Genomic DNA, 19,409 nt, shown 5'->3' with positions numbered 1-19,409 from the left:
GGCGGCCGCTGAAATAAAGTGTCGCTTATGAATATCTCTCGAATTGATCTCAATCTCCTTGTCTATTTGGATGTGCTTCTGCGGGAGCGCAATGTCACCAAAGCTGCCAGTCAGTTAGGCATCAGTCAGCCGGCCATGAGCAATGGCCTGAAGCGTTTACGCGAGCTGTTCAATGATCCACTGCTGGTTCGCACCAGCGAGGGCATGACCCCCACAGAACGTGCAACAGAGTTGGAACCCCAGGTCAGGGCGGTATTGGCGGATATTGAAAAAGCCGTACAACCCCGTGAAGACTTCGACGCGAATGGCAGTGAGCGAGTGTTTCGTATCATGGCCAGCGACTACGCGGAGTCGACCCTGTTTCCCAAGTTGCTGAAGCGTCTGCGCAATGATGCGCCAGGCGTGACCCTGGACATTATGACACCCAGTGATGTGAGTTTTCTGGATGTGGAGCAGGGTAAAGTGGATATGGTGATCAACCGTTTTGACTCCATGCCACAGTCGTTCCACCAGTTGACCGTATGGCGCGACAGTTTTTCATGCCTGATGAGTAAGAAAAACCCAGCCAGGCACGATTTTGATCTGGAGAAATATTTGCAGTCCAAGCACGTTTGGGTGAGCAAAACCGGCATGGGTGTCGGGGTCGGTGTAAACCCGAGCGATGTACAACGGTTGGGTTGGGTTGACGAGGCTCTGGCCAAAGCGGGGCACAAACGGGAAATCACCGTATTTACCCGCCATTATCAGGCTGCCATGTTGTTGGCCGAACAAAAAGATTTGGTGGTAACGATTCCGAGCAGGGCGGCGCGCTTACAGAGTAAAAACAGTCGAGTGGTCATCAAAGAGCCGCCTTTTGAAATTCCGCCACTGGAATTAAAGATGGCCTGGAGCCCCTTGCTGCAGAACAACCCGGCTCATCAATGGTTGCGTCGCCTGATTGCGGAAGTGGCGAAAACCGTCGACTGAGCATTAACAATTTTAAGGAACGCAATGAAAAAGGTATTGGGGGCGCTGACGCTGGCGACCGTAACATTCGGCTCAGCTCAGGTGCAGGCCGAAGATCGTTGGACGGCAAATCTCTATTTTGAGAACGATTTGTTTACCGGCACAGACCTCAACTATACCAATGGCGTTCGCCTTTCGTTTATTTCACCTGATGTCGATAGCTTTCTCACCAAAAGAGAAGATGCTTACCCCTGGGTAAACAGGCTGAACAAACTGCTGAAAGCCATTCACCCGAGCCCGCCGAAAAAAGGCAGCCAGCAGGTGCAGCGCAATATGATTCTTAGCACGGGGCAGTTGATGTTTACGCCGACTGATCGGGAGCGTGAAACGGTTGATCCAAACGATCGTCCCTACGCCGGCTGGCTGTATGGCGGGATCGGCTATCAGGCCCGAGTGGATGACCGTCTGCATTCAGTGGAACTGAACATTGGTGTTGTCGGCCCTTGGGCCAAAGCGAAGGAAGCGCAGGATTTTATTCACGCTGAACGTAACATTGCCTTGTTCCAAGGCTGGGATAACCAGCTCGAAAATGAACTCGGTTTACAGCTGGTGTTTGAGCGTAAACGACGTTTTCAAATTACCGATGAAGCCCTTTGGGGAGTGATTGATATGGACTTTATCAATCACTGGGGTGGCAGTATTGGTAATGTGAGTTCCTATTTTAATGCGGGTGGTGAATTCCGGATTGGCTACCGATTGCCAAACGATTTTGGTGTTTCAACGTTGCGCCCGGGTGGTGATAACAGTGCGCCGGGTCTGGGCAATCCTCTGGATCGTGATTGGCATGTCTATGGTTTTATGGCTACGGATGTTCGTCTGGTGGCCAACAATATTTTTCTGGACGGAAATACTTTCAGAGAGAGCCATTCCGTGGACAAGGAATACGTTGTTGGAGATGCGGCGTTGGGTGTGGCGGTCATCTACGAGCGTTGGAAACTATCCTATTCGCATGTCTTCCGCAGCAAAGAGTTTAAACAGCAGCAGGAAGGTCAATCTTACGGCTCGGTATCATTGAGTTACAGTTTTTAAATTGCGGCAGCTTTAAAAGCAGAGTTTAAGTCAGAAGCTGACTTCCCCAGTACATGGCGCTCGCAGCCAGCAGGGTGTAGGCGCCGATCAGAATGGGCTTCGTCGGGCGGCTCAGGCGATAAGTATTTGCGGTTGCCGGGTGAATGGCACTGAGCAAGTTACCTTTACCATTGCAGTTCACCCGGCGATGTTGCTGATAGCAAAGTAATTGTTCCAGATCGGCTGCGGCACAGGGTTCACACAGGTCCAGATCGACACTGCGTTCTTTCAATGCCATCTTTTCCTTTTCGCTGAAGCAGGCGGTGAATTCTTCAATACAGCCGTACAATTTTAATCGGCCCAGTTGTGGACTTTCACTGAACGACTTCCACCAGGTTTTTGCCCAGCTTTTATGGACACTGTAGGCGTGCCGGGAAAATTCATTCTCATTAACTTGGGGAAGTCTTAACAACAAGCGTTGTCCAAGGCACAAGGCTTCGGCAGTTTTGGTATCACAAGGCATCAATTGGTAATCAAAACGCACATCCACCAAAGCCAAACCCTCCAGGCTGAGGTAAATATTATTGAACAAGTCTTTATTAATGGCCTCGATGATATGTGAGCCTTGGTAGCTGTGAAAATGCCAGTGCAAGCTGTCACTGGGCTGGCTGCAATGCTCCTGCAGTGCGTAAAGACTCGCGGAGCGAGCGTGACGCTCAGGGCAATCGAGCTCTGCAGCCAATGAGATGCTGTGTTCTGCAGCAATAATCACATGACAGGGGAGGTTCGCGAATTCCTTGGGCAAGAGGGCTTGAAGGGGCTGGCTTTGGTTTTTATTGATACTGGATTGAGCCATGTTCAGGCAGCCGCTGGAAACGATGTTATCGTGTTCCATAACCAGCCATTCAACGGAAGACTTAATGTAGATGTATAAATTGCCCATGCCTCATGTCCTATAGCGGTGGAGCCTTTTCAGGGTTAAGCCTTGTTGTTGTAAAAAATACCATTGTTCAAGCCGACTGTGACTACGACGGATCTGTGTGTTCAGCCAATAGTACTCGGATTTCACCCGCAATTGTAATTTAAGCTGCGCGGGAATGGCCATGGCTTTCAGACTCTCCTGCTGCCAAAAGCTGTGATTGCTGTCAAAGCCCTTTGCCTGGGCGATGTCGATCAGTTCTTCAATACCACTGTCCTGCAACTGATTGAGCAGTAAGGCCTTGAGCAGTGGGACATGGGTCTTGTCAAAGCCATTAATGTTCCAGCGTGAATATCGGCTGGGCAGGTAGCAAATAAATGGCGCGAATTTCTGCCAATCCTTGTCTGACCACTGTACACGCAAGGATTCTTCCAGTGCCTGTTTGGCCTCAATTGGGTTGATGTCATTTATAGACCCAGGCAATGTTTCATTGGCTTTGAGAATGTTTTCGAGGTCGCCTAAAGGGCCTGGGCTGTTCAGGTTTTCCAACAGAGATAAAAGTTGTTGGAGTGTTGTGCTGTATTGAAGCTGCTCAACGTTCATGCCTATCAAGCTGCTCAGGTTAAAGCAAGCCGGCTGTTGCATAAGCTGAACCCTCAGGTGGCTTTCCTCGAAGGGCAGGGTAAGAGGTTGTTGCCACGCTTGTTTCGATGAGCTGATGTTACTGTTTCGAATTTGCACAGAATACTGGGATAGAGCAAAAGCCTCGAGGGCGATTTGCTCGTTCGAGATCGCTTGTTGTTGTTTCTGCATAGTTAAGCGATGTTGCAACTGGTAGGTTTTTTCGCCGGCATTGACCGCAAGCAGGCTGACAATGGCAACCAAAAACAGAACCAGGATTAATGCGACACCGGATTGCTGAACTTTATCGGGCTTGCGGGCTAGATAGAAGCTCATGGCAACATTACCGTTTGCTGGTAGCTGGACATGTCTTCAGGGTGCCAATCGATACGCAGAGCATTTACCTTGGCGTCATCGGGCAAAGCATCCGAATTGGAATCACTGGTGCTCACTGGATTCAAGACGCTTTGCCAATGTTTCTGTCGGTAAACTGAAAAGCGAACTGACTTGAGCTTGTGTTTCAACTCAATGCTTTGCCATTCATGGCTCTCTCTTGCTTGATCTCGATAAAGGTGACCGTTGTCAAAGCGGTAACGAATAAACTCGGGGCTTTCATGGATGCTTTGGAAGACTTTACTTTGCAACTTGAGTTCGAAGCATTCCGTAGAGTCTGGGCATTGGCTGCTGGGCCAGATAAGGGCTTCACTGTTTAATATGTCTCGGCTGATGAGCTGTTCCAGGGTGAACTGCGCTTGCAGGCTTTCTGATTGCGAATCGATTTTATCTTTAAGCAATGAAGCCCGCTGAAGGGCTTGTGTGGCCGCAAACGTAATCAAGGCCAGTATGGCGAGGCTGATCAGGGTTTCGATCAAGGTCAATCCGAGCTGCCTTTTGAAACAGGGGGAGCTGCCGGGAATTGCGATGCTTCTATCAAAACGTTTCATAAGCTGCTAGAACCTGAGGTGCTTTGGCGATAGACACTCTGTTCAGCAAGGAGCCTGTCTTCATGAATGACTTCAATGCGCAAGCGTTGCCAGTTATTTGCGGGTGAAGCGACGGGGATGAGTTTGACCTCCCAATCGATATCCGAAAATGTAATTGGGTAATTGGTTTCGTTGTTGGGCCAGCTGCGGGCTCCTAATTGCAAATCTGCCACGGTGTTATTGCTTAACTGTGCTGCCAAGTGTTGTTGAGTGATTTTATGCTGGCGATGGAGTTGAAATTGCAGGCTGGACAGTGCGAGCACGACGGTGCCAGAGAAAATCGCCAGTGCCACGAGCACCTCGATCATGGACAAGCCTTTTTGACCGCCGCTGCTATTCATTTTATTCACCTGACTCGAGCAGCTCAATATGGCCATGAGCATAGATTCTTAAGCCTTCCTTCGCTTGAATACTTGATTGGGTATCACGATTCGAAGCATCCAAAAGCAGCAGGCTTTTATTGGCTAGCCCGTCACGAAAGACAATTTCAAAGCGATTTGAGGAATCGGAAATCGGGCAGGGGGTACAACGGTTGTTGGCCGAGCCAAACAAACAGACGGTCGAATTCAATTTGAGTTGTTTGTCTGTATTCTGCCATTGCCAGCTGCTTGCCCCATGTCCGGGTACGGCGCTTGGCCCGCTGTCTTTCAAGCGCTGCTGCTGGATACCCTTGCTGTCGCAGCTGAGCCTGATGGTATCCTGCTGGTAAAAAGATTGATCCCGACTGCTGTGCAGCAGTTGTTCCAGCTTCAGCCATTGCTGATTTGATGTGTTGGGTGAATAGCGAAATATCATTAGGCTGCTGGCTAACGCAAGAATTGAAAGCACCAGCATAACTTCCAAAAGGCTCATGCCCACAGCGGTTCGGAGTTTGGATGCGTGTGGCTTGCGGCAACTCATGGTTCAGGCGACCAGGCTGTTGATTTGCATAAGAGGAAGCAAGATGGCCAGCACGATGATAAAAACAAAGCCGCCGACCAAGGTAATCAGCAGGGGCTCCAACAGGGCCAGTGCGAGATCAATTCCCTGATTCAATTCGGACTTTTCTTCTTTTGCCGCTTTATCCAGCATGTCAGCCAGCCGACCACTTTGCTCGCCATTGCTGATAAGCAATAGGCTGTTAGGACTGAACAACTGGCTCTGTTGTAGCAGCTCACTCAGTCGCTTTCCGCTTCTGAGTTGATCTTCCGCCTGGCTTAATATCCCGCGTAATCTTTTGCCCCGAATAAGCTCCGCCGAAGATTTTGCCGCTTCGGCGAGCGGAATGCCGGCTTTGTATAAGACGCTGAGTGTTGCCAGATACCGGCTGGAATCTCGAAGGCGCAACAGTTTGTTCAGTGCCGGAATACGTTCGGCAATGGCCAGCCGCCAGCGGGTATCGGGAAACATCCACCGCTTCACTATCATCATGCCGATTGCGGCGAGAAGAGCATACAGGCCATAGCTGCGAATAACATCACTGAACCCAATCATGAAGCTCGTCAACAACGGTAAATTTTCCTGACCTTGCAATTGCTGAATCAGCTTTGGCAATACCGTGCTGAGCAGTAAGGTAATAATAAACAGAGCCACCGCGCAGAGAATGCTTGGGTATAGGCTGGCCATTCGTATTTTGTGATTTTGTGCTTGCTGATCTTCCAAATGCAGGGCAAGGGAATCCAGCACTTCGCTCAGCTTGCCAGATTTTTCACCAGCTTTAACCTGAGCCAGATAGAGCTCATCAAAACCGCCGTTACTCAATAATAGAGCTTTGCTTAAACTTTGCCCCTCGTCCAGATGGCGAGCAATGTCACTGCAGCAGTGCTTTAGATTTTCAACGGTACTGTGTTTAATAATAGATTGAATGGACTGCTTCACCGGAATTTCAGCTTCACAAAAACTCTGCATCTGGCGGGTGAAGAGCAAAATCTCTTTGGGATTGAGCTGACGGTTCTGCAAACTGAAGCTGTTCCAGCTAAATACTTTGTGCTGTCCAGGCTCAATACTGATGATGGTCAGCCCTTGATCCTTGAGTAGGCTCTGGGCTTGGCTCTCATCTTCGGCGGAAACATTCCCCTTCAGGATTTTTCCTTGGGCATTGATCGCTTGGTAGCAGTAACTGGCCATTGCTGCTATTCGCTGCCTGTCAGATTGTGGACGCGCAGTATTTCTTCATAAGAGGTATCTCCAGCAAGCAATCGATCAATGCAATGACTATGCAGGCTGCTGTTTTGAACCGTATTGAAACGGTTGTTTTCTCCAGAATCACTGCTGTTGTTTTGCTGAATTTTATGAAGCTTTGATTGATTGTTTTTGTCCATAACAATCAATTCAAAGACCGAAACTCGGCCGCTGTAACCGGTTTCGTCGCATTCGCTGCATTGGCCTGTCTCAAAAATTTTCTGGCCAGCCAAAGTGCTGTGGCCCAATTGATGGGCCTGCTCGGGGGTGATGTGGCTTTCCACGCGGCAATGGCTGCAGAGTTTCCTTAACAGGCGTTGCGCGAGAATGGCTTTAATGGCGCTGGCCAATAAAAAGGATTCCTGTTCCAGATCCAGCAGGCGATTGATGGCTTCGTTGGCATTGTTGGTATGGAGCGTACTCAGCACGAGGTGGCCTGTCAGGCTTGCCTGTACGGCAATGTTGGCGGTTTCCGAATCGCGAATTTCCCCAACCATCAAAACATCCGGATCTTGCCTGAGAATGGCACGCAGAGCTTTGGCAAAACCCATATCAATGGCCGGGTTGACGGGTACCTGTCCAATGCCGGCCAGTTCATATTCGATAGGGTCTTCAACCGTGAGAATATTTTTTTCGCTGCTGTGAATATCTTGAAGGGCGGCATAGAGAGTACTGGTTTTTCCTGCGCCGGTTGGGCCGGTGACCAGAATCAAACCGTTGCTCTGTCGAATGGATTTTTTAAATTCTTTTAGTAGCTGTTCGGGCATCCCCAATTGAGCAATGCTCAGTTGCTGCTGGCTCTTGTCCAGAATTCGCATTACCAATCGCTCGCCATGATTAGCAGGGATGGTTGAAATGCGTAAGTCGATGGGTTTGCCTGCGAGATTTACCGTCATACGGCCATCCTGGGGCAGGCGTTGCTCGGCAATATCCAGCTTTGCCAAAACTTTGATGCGCGAACAAAGGCGAGGGGCAAGCTCGCCACTCAGGGTCTGTATTTCCTGAAGAACGCCATCTATACGGAAACGAATTGACAACTGACCTCGAAACGGTTCTACATGAATATCCGAAGCCTTGCGGCGAATTGCCTGACTGAGCATACGGTTGAAGAGTTTGGTAATCGGTGCTTCATCGCCTTCGGCAAGTAACTCAATGTCTTCTTCCCGCCAAAGTTGTTCACTTTCAAAAATACTGTCTTCGAAATCTTCACTTTGAGCCTGATAAAAGTTTTGCAGTTTTTGCTGAAACTCCGGCTCGGAAACGCTCAGCAGTTCGAGCCCATGAGGGAAGCGGCGCTGAATTTCGAGGAGGGCATCCAGAGAGGCGCCTTCGCGCATAATGACTCGGCTGTTGCTCGAATCACTGTGACTGATAAAAAGGCCTTCACGATTGGCGAACTCGAAACTCAGTTTATCCATTACTCACCTTGGCTCTGATTGAACACTGGCAACACAGGAATGATTTCATTGTCCAGCAATGGAATACCGGTTTCCTGCTTGAGCAATTGCTCGGCGCGAATATAACGGTATTTGCGCTGGCTGATATTATTCAACAATTGTTGATCGCGGATAATCGTGGGTCGCAGAAAGACCATAAGATTGCGTTTCGTCTTTTCACTGTTGTCACTGCGGAAGACGCGGCCGAGAAGAGGGATGTCACCGAGAATTGGCACTTTGGAGTTAACCAGTTGCACTCGCTCATCCATCAAACCACCGAGCACAATGGTTTCTCCATCTTCAGCCAGTACGGTGGTATTCAGAGTGCGTTTATTGGTGATCAAATCTGAAGCCTGCAAGCCCGTCAGGGATGACACTTCCTGCTTGATTTTTAATTGGATCGCATTGCCTTCATTGATCTGGGGTTTGACCTCCAGCTTGATACCGACTTCCTTACGGTTGATTGTTTGGAACGGGTTGCTGTTATTGCTGCCGGTGGTGGAGCCCGTGATAAAAGGCACTTCCTGACCGACTAAAATAGCTGCGTCTTCATTGTCAGTAACCAACAGGCTGGGTGTCGAGAGAATATTAGAATCCTTATTTTCCGCCAGAGCGTTGATAAGAACCGCAAAACTTAAACCGTTACTGCGCAACCGTCCGCCAGCCAAGTTTAGACCATTGGCCTGGGCAAGAGTGTTATTTAGCAAGGTGTTGTCGTTAGTGGCGAGTGCGCCGGCCAGGGCTGCCGCATTCAAGCTGCCAACAGTACTGCTTAAGCCACCGCCAATTTGTCCGTCTTTACCTAACAGCCACTGTACGCCAAGTTCTTTGGCGAGGGTATCCGAGAGCTCCACGATAATCGCTTCAATCAGTACCTGGGCGCGACGGATGTCCAATTGTTTAATCAAGGCCTTGGCGTCAGCAACGGCCTGTTGGGTGCCGGTTAAAATCAAGGCGTTGATTTCTTCATCGATCTCCACGTTCAGGGCTTTGTCATTGGAAGCTTCCTGTTTACCCGCAATGCCTTGTTTGGGCTGTTCAATGCCGAGCAAAATCTTTTGCAGGTTTTTGGCATTGGCGTATTGCAGATACACCACCTGGTGGCGTTCCTGTTGGGCATTGCCTTTGTCCAGTTCGCGCAAGATCTTTCTCAAGCGGAGTCTTTCGCGACTGGGGCCTCGCAATAGAACGCTGTTGCTGTTTTGATCATAGGCAATGGCGACGTTGTTACTGGCTCTCTGATCACCATTGGCTTTGAGCAGGGCGCTCAGCAATTGCGCCATGCTGGCGGCGGAACTGTTTTTCAGGGGTACGGCTTCAAGATCTTGCTGGCCTTGTTGATCGACATTTCTGGCAATCTTGAGCAGGCGTTGAATGTTGGCTGAGCGGTCGGTAATGATCAGGGTGTTGCTGGGCTCGTAAGCGTTGATAACACCGATGCGACCGTCCACCAATGGGCGTAAGGTATTCAGTAAGCTCTTGGCGGCGACATTCTCAAGATGGATAACGCGGGTAATAATCGCGTCACTGGCTTCGGTGTCTTCGCCGGTTGATACCAGGCCGCCTTCCAGTTTCGCCTGGGGTGCCAGTACCACTTTTAAAATATTATCGCCTTGCAAAACTGCCATATAACCATGGGCTTGTAACTGACTGAGGAAAATTTCATAGACCTCGTCGGCGCTCAGGGATTTGCGGCTGTTGATGTTAACTTTGCCCTTAACGCGAGGGTCTATGACAATGGTTCGCCCGGTAATTTTACCCACAGAGGTGATAAATTCTCGCATCTCCACATCGTTCATGGTGAATTCGAAGCGCTCGATGTCTGACGACTGGGCTTGGGCAAACTGACAGCCAATCAGCAAGGTCAGACCAAATATTAAACCAAGTGACGCTCGACGGGGTGACTGGCCATTTTTTATCATTGTTATTTCCATTGTCGGTATTTTTTCGCCTTGTGTGATAGAAGGCGATTAAAAAAGCAAAGTAAGTTGACGATTCAAACCGTCGCGTTTCAATTGCAGCTCCATTTTGCCTTTGCTTAACAAGCCTGGAACGGAACTCAAACCAAGGTTCGCTATAGGAATATCATTAACGTGGGTCAATTGATCTCCACGTTCCAATCCCGCTTGCTCAAACAGGGCTGTTGATGTGCTGGGCATCAGACTCAAACTTTTAAGCTCACCGTTTTCATAGTTTGCCTGGGCCTGTATATGATCAGCGATGGAATCCGTTTCGTGCAAAATAATATTGCGTAACTGTGGTAGTTTTATGACCTGGGCGGCATTCTTTTGCTCAGCAATTTCCCGGCCGTTCAAGCCGAGTTGTTTTTCTCCCCAGGGGCCCGTTAAGGTTATGCTGTCGGTATGAATCGCACTGATCAATATGTTTTTCTGCTGGGGCAGGGAATCGTGTTGAGCCAGTACCAATTGTTCATCGTGCCAGCGAACAATCGCAAAGGACTGTTTCCCATTACTGCGAATTAAACCCACCAGTTCAACATCTTCCAAATCCTGCCAGGCCTGGGCCTGTTTATCCAAAATGGTTTCTGTTTTTTGATTTACTGTGCTGCTTTGCTCGAGCTTTGCGGCGGCGCTTATTGTCGCAGGTTTGGCGGCCAGAGTAGCTTCGTTCGGTTGGGCGGTTTCCTGCTGTTGCCAGTGCCAGGCGCTTAAGCCTATTGCCAGAGTCGCCAGCACAACACTGGTCCACTCAAACATCGCACGCCGGTTAACCCCCAGTGGAAGTCTGGCGTAAAGCTGATAAAACATTGAGCGAAATGCTGCCATGCCGGTATTTGCTTTTATGCTGGTTGGTGGCTTGGAAATTCTGGCTTGATTACAAACAATCTTTGGCAATCAAGGGTTTAACAGTGTAATTGCTGCTAGCGTACCATAATATTACCTGAGATTACCGCTTGTAAGCATGGCTATTTTTGGCAATGGGAGCTGGGAATTGTTGGCGCTGAAGGGAAGGGGCCGCACTGTTGTCAGCGTCGGCCCCGGGACCAAAAGAAGTGATCAAGTTTTATTCAGCTTGTTTAAATCACACCGTAAGCAATCATGGCGTTAGCGACCTTGTTGAAACCGGCAATATTTGCGCCGCGAACGTAGTCGATGTAATCGTCACCGGGATCTTGACCAAATTCGAGACAGTTATCGTGAATCGTCTGCATGATGTTTCGAAGCTGGCGATTGAGATTGGTTTCGTCCCAGGAGATCCGTGCCGAGTTCTGGCTCATTTCCAAACCCGATACAGCAACGCCGCCGGCATTGGCTGCCTTACTCGGTGCATACATGATGCGCGCTTTCTGGAAGACTTCAACACCACCTGCGGTGGTAGGCATGTTGGCACCTTCAGAGACTGCAATACAGCCGTTTTTAACTAATGCCAGTGCATCTTCTTCATGCAGTTCATTTTGTGTTGCGCAGGGAAATGCCAAATCACAAGGCACATGCCAGGGGCGTTCGCCGGCATGAAAGCTGGCTTGGGGATACTCGCTAACGTATTCCGAAATTCTGCCGCGTTTTACATTCTTCAAATCCAGAACGTAAGCGAGTTTGTCTTCATCAATGCCCTCGGGGTCGTGAATGAATCCGGAAGAATCCGACAGGGTGACAACTTTTGCTCCCAGTTCAATCAGCTTTTTACTGGCATAGGTGGCAACGTTACCCGAACCGGATACCACGGCCGTTTTGCCTTCGATGGATTGACTGCGAACCTTGAGCATATCTTCAAGCATGTAAACCGCGCCAAAGCCCGTTGCTTCGGTACGAACCAGGCTGCCGCCGTATTCGAGACCTTTGCCCGTCAGAATACCGGTAAACTCATTGGTCAGGCGTTTATGCTGACCAAACATATAGCCAATTTCCCGGGCACCGACGCCAATGTCTCCGGCGGGTACGTCAGTGTCGGCGCCAATGTGGCGGAACAGCTGGGTCATAAAGGCCTGACAGAAACGCATCACTTCGCGATCTGATTTCCCCTTGGGGTTAAAATCGGAGCCCCCCTTACCGCCGCCCATCGGCAGACCGGTTAAGCTGTTTTTAAAAGTCTGTTCAAAGGCCAGAAACTTTAGAGTGGAGAGGGTAACGTCATGATGAAAACGCAATCCGCCTTTGTAGGGCCCGATGGCGTTGTTGCACTGCACCCGGTAGCCCCGGTTGACTCGCACATTACCGCTGTCATCTTCCCAACACACACGAAAGCTGACAATACGGTCGGGTTCTGTCATACGTTCCAGAACACGGGCTTCTTTATAAATAGGTTTGTCTTGAATGTAGGGAATAATGGTTTCGGCGACTTCATGCACCGCTTGGTGGAAATCAGATTCGCCTGGGTTTCGGCGCACCAGACCCTGCATAAAATCATCGATCTCACTTTGAACGGCACTAGAGTGTTGCGTCATAGGTGGCTCCTTAGGGTAGCTCGTTTTTACTCTTTATTTTGCCTAGCTGGAGCGATGCATTGACTAGGGCATTGCATATCATCCAGGATAGTTTGTAGTCAAAGCTCTGCTGACATTGCCAGAGTTGGCCATGCAAGAAAAGATGGGTGTTGCTTTAGGCGACAGCTTTGCCTACTCGTGACGTGCAAATGTCTCATAACGCTAATGAGACGCGTTAAGTTGGCGCCTAAATCCCTCAGTTTTCCCTGTCACAGTGCCTTATGCTATGTTTACGGCGCCGATGTGCCATACTTAAGGGTGTGCAATTGTAAGAAATTACTTTAAGTTGCATCTCTAAGGACATAATTGTTAAGGTTGACATCAAATAGGTACAGGAATTGGGTCGTAAACTTGGGCGACTCATGTCATTCGCAATGAGGCCAGCTATGGAGTTGACGCTAACCGTTCAGAAAGCCCCCCACGGGGCCGAGCATATGCTCGGCAAGTCCTTTCGATTCTGGGCGTCGGGTTGCCGCTTTGGTCGCGGTGCCAGCAACGATATCGTGCTGGTCGATCCTCAACGTTATGTTTCTTCAAATCACGCGGTGATTACCTACGAGAACGGGCAATTTACCGTTATCGATCAATCGGCCAACGGTCTGTTCATTGATGGTTCGCCAACCTCTCTGGGTGTCGGTCGTCGACACGTGATTAATAATGGTGAAATGCTGGGTGCCGGTGAGTATCTGCTTAAAGTCAGTTTAAGTGCACAGCCGAGCAGCTCCCAAGCTCAATCCAATGTTGTCAGTATTGCCAACGAGGGTATTTCCGTGCCAGCCATTCCAGGTGTGGCCGCTCAGACTCCCAATCACCCCCCTCAGGTAAGGGATTGTAATTCCAGCGAAGACCCAGTCCAATTAGCATTACAACTCGGCCTTGAAGGAATGAGCGATGAACAGCTCAATGGCATTTCAGACGAGATTTGTGATGTGGTTAAACGCTGTGTAGAAGGCGTTATGGTGATATTGGCTAATCGCAGGAATATGAAAAGCCAGCTCCATATGGAAATGACGCAAATTCAACCAGCCAATAACAATGCTTTGAAGTTTTCAGTATCGGCTGATGAAGCCTTGGAAACGATGTTTGCAAAATCCGGGGAAGGTTATATGGCCCCGGCGAACAGTATTAAAGAGGCTTTCCAGGATATCGCTGATCATCAGGTTGCAATGATGGCCGCAATGATGCAGGCTTCGCAACAAATGATGATGCGCTTTCATCCGGATCAGTTGGAAAGTGAATTCGCCCAAATGGGGAGTTCCAAAGGCTTATTCTCTGGCAAACAGAAGCCTTGGGATCTGTATAAAGAATATTATAAACAGATGGTTGGCGCACAGCGCAGTTCTGTAAATGACCAGTTTATTGAAGACTTTGCGGCCGCTTATGAACAGCAGCTTCAACTCATCAATATGGATCGCAAGCAGGGCAACACTGTGAATTAGTGCTCGTATCAGGCTAGCCGCCATCAAATTGGTCGCACATGGTGTGCACCGGGGTTAGTCGAGATACTACTGTGAGCAAAAAGAAGCAACCTCTAACGGGTGGAGACGTTCTGCCTGGCAGTGGCAAATCCCTGCGGGATGCAGGTAATGCCGAATCCGACGACAAAACCGTTATCCAATCGGTTGCGCGTCCTTCCGCGCAAAACTCTCAACAGAAACCCGAAGACGATTCTTCCGATAAGACGCAATTCGCTTCGACGTCCGCACCTCAAGCCGTTACGCCCGATGACGGCAGTGATAAAACCGTGCTGCTGGGCAGCGCGGAAATAGATGATCCCAAAGCGTCCGACAAAACTCAGTTTATTCATCCGGCCGATACCGGTGATGACCGTACTGTCATGCTCGGTGGTTCGGTAAACGCTACCGAATTATTGCACGACAGCGCCACTCAATTGCAAGGTGAAAACGTTACTGTTGCAGGCGCCTTGTCGCCGGAACAATTACAAACCGGCCAACTCGATGAAGAGGGCCGTACCGTTATTAAAGACCGGTTTGTGCTGGAATCCCTGCTGGGCTCCGGGGGCATGGGCGCGGTTTATAAAGCAAAAGATTTACGTAAGGTTGAGGCAAAAGATCGCGACCCCTGGGTAGCGGTTAAAGTTCTCAACGAGAATTTTAAAAATCACCCCTCTGCGTTTATTTCCCTACAGCGTGAAGCGCGCAAATCGCAAACGCTGGCACATCCAAATATTGTTCAGGTTTTCGATTTCGACCGCGATGGTGACATGGTCTACATGACCATGGAGTTACTGTCGGGGGCCTCTCTGGAAGAGGTCATTAAACTCAACCCGGAAGGTTTGCCGCTTGAGCAAATTTTGCCGTTGACCCGCCAGATGGGTGAAGCATTGGCACATGCACATCGCCACAGAATCACCCACGCGGATTTTAAGCCGGGTAATGTTTTTCTTTGTGATGGTGATGTTGCCAAGGTTATTGATTTTGGTATTGCCCGAGCGGTTTCGAGTGTCGAAACTGACCAGCGTGATGATAAAACCGTTTTTGATCCGAACAGTTTGGGCGCCTTAACGCCAGCCTACGCCAGTTTGGAAATGTTGCTGGGCGAAGAGCCGCTGCCGAGTTGCGATGTGTACGCACTGGGTTGCATTGTTTATGAATTGCTGAGTGGCAAACATCCATTCGGCAAAAAACCTGCTGATCAAGTTGCCATCGAGCGCATGAAGCCCAAGCGCTTGCCGCAGCTTAATCGTCGTCAGTGGAAAGCACTGCGTCGCAGCTTGGCATTAAAGCGGGTGAATCGCTTTACTACTGTTGATGAATTTCTGAATGAATTTGTCCCCATTGTTAACCCCTGGCGCAGGCCGGTTGCTTTAGCGGCTGTTGCCGCGTCTTTGTTGTTGGCGTTTGCGGGCTATCGCGCCTATCAATCCCAGGAAAAAGAAAAACAGCTGGAGATTGAAAAGCAGGCTCTGGCGGCTCGTCAGGCTGAGCAGCAACGGGAAATGGCAACCCAGAGACAAGTGCAGGAATTTGGCACAAAACTGTCCAGCGATTTCGGCACTCTTACGGAAGAAGCGGGTGAGCTTCAGGAGCTGCTGGATCAACGCAATTTAAGTTTTGACACCGGTGCCCTCTGGCAACGCCAGACAGCGGTGATTATGGATGAGTTGCTGGAGGTTTACGAAAGCGATGAATGGAAAGTGGATGCCGGAAAACATCCGTTGGCAGCCCGCGATGATTTTCAGCAGATGCTCAATGATCAGGATTTAAAACGTCAACAAGCTAAGCAGACCCTGGCCAACTGGGCTCGGACCTATAACTTCACCCTCAGTGATGCTTATCTGGCGGGTGCTATTGATGCCGCCGATGAAAACCGTTTTTCCGAAGCTCAGCGCTTGTCCCAAAGGGCACGTGAGCTAAACCCGAACTCTGTACAGCTGTCCCAAGTCGATGGCCACATTGAACGACAGATCTCTGCGTATCAGGCTGAACAAGAACGTTTGGCCCAGGCTCGGGAAGCTGCTCGCCTGGCGGCCGAGCGCCAACGTTTACGAGATGCTTTTGAAGTTGAAGTGGCAAGCCTTAGAGAAACCGTTCAACAATGCCAATCCGGTCTGTTGCGCGAAGGCCGTGGTGGTGTATTTAAATTGGACCTTGAGCGCTTGGCTGGCGAGTTTACCCGCGTGGCCAATCGTTACCCGGTGTTCCAAAACGAAATCCAGCAGTTGCAGCAGAACTCGATGTCTGACATCTCCAGCTGCATTCGCGTTTATGGTTACGGTAAAACCCAGGATGCCAAAGATAAAGCGCTCCTGGCCAGCCAACTTTTTCCGACTTCAGCAGTATTGTTTGAGTCGATGGAGATTTATCCCTGGAACAGCTGTAAAACCTCATTTGCAGGAAGAGGGCAGCGTTATAGTTGCCGCGATCGATTCTTGGAAAACGATGAATTTCGTGGGCCGGAGTTACTGGTGATACCAAACAGCCCGGGTGAGCAGGCTTACGCCATCAGCAAATACGAAATCAGCGAATCCGAATTTAATGATTTCTGTGCCCAGAGTCAGCTTTGTTCTCCGAGCAGTAATTCAGGCAATATTCCGGTAACCGGTCGTTCGATTGATCTGTTTAGAAGCTACGCCCAGTGGCTCAGTTCAGAAACCGGCTTTGAATATCAATTGCCCAGTTACAAACAATGGTACAAAGCCGCGGCGGCCAATCAGTCACCTCTCGATTCCGGTCGAAATTGCACCCTCAATTCACGGGGGATTCGTAAAGGTGACAGCCTCTTGCCGGTTGATATGGGTGCCGGTAACCGTTGGGGCATGGTGAACCATGTTGGGAATGCCCAGGAGGTGGTGCTCCATCCTGACGGCCTGAGAGCTGCTGGCGGCTCCCATGCGGTGGCAATGGAATCTTGCAATCTGGATTCTTTAAACCCGATCTCAACAGGCGGTGACGCCCGTTCCGGATTCCGGGTTGTGAAGCTGCTGCCATGAATTCGCTGACAAAAATGTGCTCTGTTTTTTCCCGCTTGTCATTGTGGAGTGTCTCCACAGTTGCTTGTTTTCTGTTGCCTGTACATTCCGCATTGGCAAAAAACATCGATGTTCAGTTGTTTGGCGAGCACTATACGCTTTTATTGCCTGAATATATGGATGATGAGGACAGCCGAAAGGAGCTGTTCAGCAAAGCCGATGCCCAGGGTAATAATCTGCTGGTGCAATTCGATGAAGCTTGGTGGCAAACCCAGGCCATGCAGCTGCAGAAAGCACTGAATGATCAGGAACAAAGTTTTCTTTCCGGCCCTCGCTATGCACCTGAAGCCTTGACTCCCTTGGCGCGTTATCTGCGCCTGTTGATGCCGGAGTTGGACATTGGCGCTCCCATCAGTATCGAAGATGTTTCTCTGAATGAAATTCAATACGGCGCTTTATTTAATTTGTTGTATGAGCTCCGTGAAAATCAGGACAACGCCAGCCCGGAAGCGTATCTGACCTCGATCAACTTTCAACCGCGTGAGTTGATCAAGAGAAATCTTTCTCGCCTGTCTGGGCGCAACTTCACGTGTCTTTATCAGATAGATGATGAGTTGCAGATCAGCTTGAGAGCCAACTGGGTAAATTGCCTCGATGAAGCACGACCTCAGTTGTTATGGGTTAACCAAGTCAATATTAATTATGACGAAGCGTCCACAGGATTTGATGTTGAGAAGAGCAATATCAGCAACTTTGTTAGTCAGCAAAGTGAAGGAAAAACCCAGTACCAGAACGACGGGCGCGAGGGTTTTGACCCATTCGATCTGGCGTTGGTCGCTATTGAGTTGAATCGTGCCTTTGTATCTTCCAGTGCCGGGCAGCGTTATACCGCTGAAGACAATCAATTGATTGCCGCATCTCTTGAGCAGTTGCGCCAGCAACATGCCATGAGTTTTTCTGACTTGCGTGATATCTCAGAGAGCCTGCAAGACTTCATTCGTGCCCAAGGTTATTTACTGGCAAAAGTATACATCCCCCAGCAGGATTTTCGTGCCGCGGATGGTGTTGTCGAGCTCGCGGTTGCCAGCGGTATTTTGTCCGAGATTCACTTCCGGAACATTGAAGAAACTGATTATAAAGAAGACGTGCTGATTCCAGCCTTCCAGAATTACCTGATGCAGCCGGTGAGCAGCGATTTGTCTTCTGCCTATTTTCGAATTAACGATATTCCAGGCTTGAGTGTGCAGGCAGGCTTTTTTGAGCCCGGGGAAGAAAACGGTCAGACTCGATTGAATCTTGGCCTTGAAGAAGAGGATTGGCAGCTACAGGTGCGCTCGGATAATTATGGCTCCGAAGCGACAGGCGAATATCGAGTACTTGCAGGACTGGATTGGTATAACCTGACCGGACACGGCGATTCAATAAATATCGGTTTATTGCAGGCTTCGTCTCCAAGCAATACCAGTTATGGTTTTGCGAAATATCGTTACCCGTTCTGGGGCTTGAAAGCCGATGTGTCTGTGTCCTATGAGCAAACACAATACGAAGCTATAGGTGGGCAGGGTGCTAATACGGCTTTGTCTCAAGGTGATTTGAGCACGGCCAGCCTCGCGTTTGACTATCGTTGGCTCAGATCCAAGGATTTGAATCTGAGCATATCCCTTGCTGCCATCAAGAAAACATCCGATACCACCGTCACTTTGCAGTTGGGTGATAAATCCGTCGTCGACGGTTTGGAAACCGAGGTAAAAGGGGCCCAGTTTGATATCCGTTTTGACTACTTGATGTCTTCTTTGCGCGCCCTGACGGATTGGCGTTTGAGCTATTTTTCGGGAAATCAGACCGATATTAATCAAGGCGTCACCGAAAAAGATTACGACAAGATCAGTTTGAACAGCGACACCCTATTTTTGCTACCCGTAAATTTGTTTGGTCAGCCCTTACGTTTGAATGCCAAGTTTCAAGCCATTCACTCTTCAGAGTTATTGCCAACCTTTGAGCGCCAGCCACTGGGTGGCCCTTATGCGGTCAAAGCCTTCAAAACGGCTGACTTTACGGGCGATAAAACCGTTTACGGCAATCTGCAGTTATTGAGCAATGTCAGTTCACTGTTTGGCAGCTTGGGGGAAGACCACGATTTGTCGGTGGCTTTGTTTGCTGAAGCTTCCTATGGCGAACTGAATGCATTGAATAATCAAACCGACAGCTGGGCACGCTTTCAAGCTTACGGTGCTGCTTTGTTTTACAGTTGGAGGGAAGATTTGCGTATTGAGCTGAGCATGAGCTTTTCTGGCAGCAAAGACAGCAGTGCCGATTTTGCCGACATTATTTCAGAACCCGAAGAATCCATTTACATCAGCATGAGCTATCGCTACTAGAGCATTGGGATTAGACAGGATGA

Annotated in this window: 15 protein-coding genes; 5 read left to right on the top strand and 10 right to left on the bottom strand. The window is 49.5% G+C overall.

Annotated features, from left to right (window positions below; all coding sequences use genetic code 11):
• Positions 1-27 precede the first annotated feature (27 nt).
• Positions 28-966 (top strand): LysR family transcriptional regulator, encoded by a 939-nt coding sequence (locus tag G8768_RS09110; protein WP_166844315.1) that lies wholly within the window; start codon positions 28-30, stop codon positions 964-966.
• Between the two features lie 24 nt (positions 967-990).
• Positions 991-2,034 (top strand): lipid A deacylase LpxR family protein, encoded by a 1,044-nt coding sequence (locus G8768_RS09105; RefSeq protein WP_166844313.1) that lies wholly within the window; start codon positions 991-993, stop codon positions 2,032-2,034.
• 25 nt (positions 2,035-2,059) lie between these two features.
• Here the strand turns inward: G8768_RS09105 and G8768_RS09100 are convergent, their stop codons facing one another.
• The 10 genes from G8768_RS09100 to gdhA all read right to left on the bottom strand — a co-directional run bounded on the left by G8768_RS09100 (position 2,060) and on the right by gdhA (position 12,537).
• Positions 2,060-2,956, bottom strand: coding sequence for a hypothetical protein (locus G8768_RS09100; protein WP_166844311.1), 897 nt, complete (start codon positions 2,954-2,956; stop codon positions 2,060-2,062).
• 3 nt (positions 2,957-2,959) lie between these two features.
• A complete protein-coding gene (locus G8768_RS09095) occupies positions 2,960-3,889 on the bottom strand; it encodes a type II secretion system protein GspK (RefSeq protein ID WP_166844308.1) in 930 nt (309 codons plus the stop codon).
• Positions 3,886-4,497 carry a PulJ/GspJ family protein gene (locus G8768_RS09090; protein WP_166844306.1) on the bottom strand — a complete coding sequence of 204 codons (612 nt, stop codon included), beginning with the start codon at positions 4,495-4,497 and terminating at the stop codon, positions 3,886-3,888. Before G8768_RS09090 ends, G8768_RS09095 begins: the two co-directional genes overlap by 4 nt.
• On the bottom strand, positions 4,494-4,877 hold the full coding sequence (locus G8768_RS09085) for a type IV pilus modification PilV family protein (RefSeq protein WP_166844304.1): 384 nt from the start codon (positions 4,875-4,877) through the stop codon (positions 4,494-4,496). The genes G8768_RS09090 and G8768_RS09085 overlap by 4 nt, the downstream gene beginning before the upstream one ends.
• A gap of 1 nt (position 4,878) precedes the next feature.
• Positions 4,879-5,436 (bottom strand): type II secretion system protein, encoded by a 558-nt coding sequence (locus G8768_RS09080; RefSeq protein ID WP_166844303.1) that lies wholly within the window; start codon positions 5,434-5,436, stop codon positions 4,879-4,881.
• Between the two features lie 3 nt (positions 5,437-5,439).
• Positions 5,440-6,642 (bottom strand): type II secretion system F family protein, encoded by a 1,203-nt coding sequence (locus G8768_RS09075; RefSeq protein WP_166844302.1) that lies wholly within the window; start codon positions 6,640-6,642, stop codon positions 5,440-5,442.
• Positions 6,643-6,647: 5 nt separating this feature from the next.
• Complete coding sequence (locus G8768_RS09070) at positions 6,648-8,114, bottom strand: GspE/PulE family protein (protein ID WP_166844301.1); 1,467 nt, start codon at positions 8,112-8,114, stop codon at positions 6,648-6,650.
• Positions 8,114-10,054: a type II secretion system secretin GspD gene (gene gspD, locus G8768_RS09065; protein ID WP_166844300.1), complete on the bottom strand. Its 1,941-nt coding sequence runs from the start codon at positions 10,052-10,054 to the stop codon at positions 8,114-8,116. Before gspD ends, G8768_RS09070 begins: the two co-directional genes overlap by 1 nt.
• Positions 10,055-10,102: 48 nt before the next feature.
• Entirely contained in the window at positions 10,103-10,918 is an 816-nt protein-coding gene (locus G8768_RS09060) for a hypothetical protein (RefSeq protein ID WP_166844299.1), read from the bottom strand.
• A 251-nt stretch (positions 10,919-11,169) separates the two neighbouring features.
• Positions 11,170-12,537, bottom strand: a complete 1,368-nt coding sequence (gene gdhA / locus G8768_RS09055; RefSeq protein ID WP_166844298.1) for an NADP-specific glutamate dehydrogenase — start codon at positions 12,535-12,537, stop codon at positions 11,170-11,172.
• 425 nt (positions 12,538-12,962) lie between these two features.
• On the opposite strand from gdhA, the gene tagH reads away from it, so the two are divergent.
• The 3 genes from tagH (at position 12,963) to G8768_RS09040 (ending at position 19,386) form a co-directional block, all read left to right on the top strand.
• Positions 12,963-14,015, top strand: coding sequence for a type VI secretion system-associated FHA domain protein TagH (gene tagH, locus G8768_RS09050; RefSeq protein ID WP_166844297.1), 1,053 nt, complete (start codon positions 12,963-12,965; stop codon positions 14,013-14,015).
• Between the two features lie 71 nt (positions 14,016-14,086).
• Positions 14,087-17,029 carry a protein kinase domain-containing protein gene (locus tag G8768_RS09045; protein WP_166844296.1) on the top strand — a complete coding sequence of 981 codons (2,943 nt, stop codon included), beginning with the start codon at positions 14,087-14,089 and terminating at the stop codon, positions 17,027-17,029.
• Positions 17,026-19,386, top strand: a complete 2,361-nt coding sequence (locus G8768_RS09040) for a ShlB/FhaC/HecB family hemolysin secretion/activation protein (RefSeq protein ID WP_166844295.1) — start codon at positions 17,026-17,028, stop codon at positions 19,384-19,386. Before G8768_RS09045 ends, G8768_RS09040 begins: the two co-directional genes overlap by 4 nt.
• Positions 19,387-19,409 lie beyond the last annotated feature (23 nt).

Source organism: Pseudoteredinibacter isoporae, from assembly GCF_011602085.1.
GTDB classification, from domain to species: domain Bacteria; phylum Pseudomonadota; class Gammaproteobacteria; order Pseudomonadales; family Cellvibrionaceae; genus Pseudoteredinibacter; species Pseudoteredinibacter isoporae.
The sequence above is the reverse complement of the archived record's forward strand: the minus strand, read 5'-3'. Positions and strand labels throughout refer to the sequence as shown.